Consider the following 701-nt stretch of genomic DNA (forward strand, 5'->3'; position numbering starts at 1 on the left):
TGTGGTTGGTGACGCCGTTCTCGAGCATGTCGAACAGCCGGTCGAAGCCGACGGTGGCGCGCCGGAACGGGGTCAGGTCGAAGTTGGTCCTCATATCAAAGTCCTCCAATGAGCAACTTGTGATGCGAGGTGCGCCGGAGAGAGCCGGCGCCCTCCGATATGCCGGGCCCGAACGGCACCCGACGCGAGCCCATATGGTTCGTGCTTGCAAATCTTCAAGAGGCCGGAAGACCAAATTCCCGGTCTTGGGCCGCACGCAGCCTACGGCTGGTTCCCCGCGCCATGAGGCGTTGCCTCACGGAAAGGAGGATGTGACAGCGGTACCGGTGCCGCGGGGTGGAGCAGGCCCTGCTCGCGGAGGGCGTCCCAGAAGGCGGCGGGGATCGCGGCCGCGATCATCGCCGCGGCGTCTTCGACGTGGCGCACCGTGCCCATGCCGGGGATGACCGAGACGACGCTCGGGTGGCCGAGCGGGAACTGGAGCGCGGCGGCGCGCAGCGGCACGCCGAATTCCTCGCAGATATCCTCGAGCGCGCGTACGCGGGCGAGCACGTCGGCGGGGGCGGGCCCGTAATCGTAATGCGGAACCCCGCCGCCGCGAACGCCGGTGGCGAGGATGCCCGAATTGTAGGGGCCGCCGACGATGATGCGGACGCCGCGTGCGGTGCAGAGCGGCAGGAATGAATCGAGCGGCTGCTGCT

The 701-nt window shown here is 68.3% G+C and carries 1 protein-coding gene; it reads right to left on the minus strand.

Annotation, left to right across the window (positions count from 1 at the left end; all coding sequences use genetic code 11):
- Positions 1 to 261 precede the first annotated feature (261 nt).
- The coding region (locus AC2JF9_RS08075; protein ID WP_500726771.1) for an aldo/keto reductase at positions 262 to 701 on the minus strand (440 nt) is incomplete at its 5' end.

The organism is Lactobacillus sp. C449L (assembly GCF_059900815.1).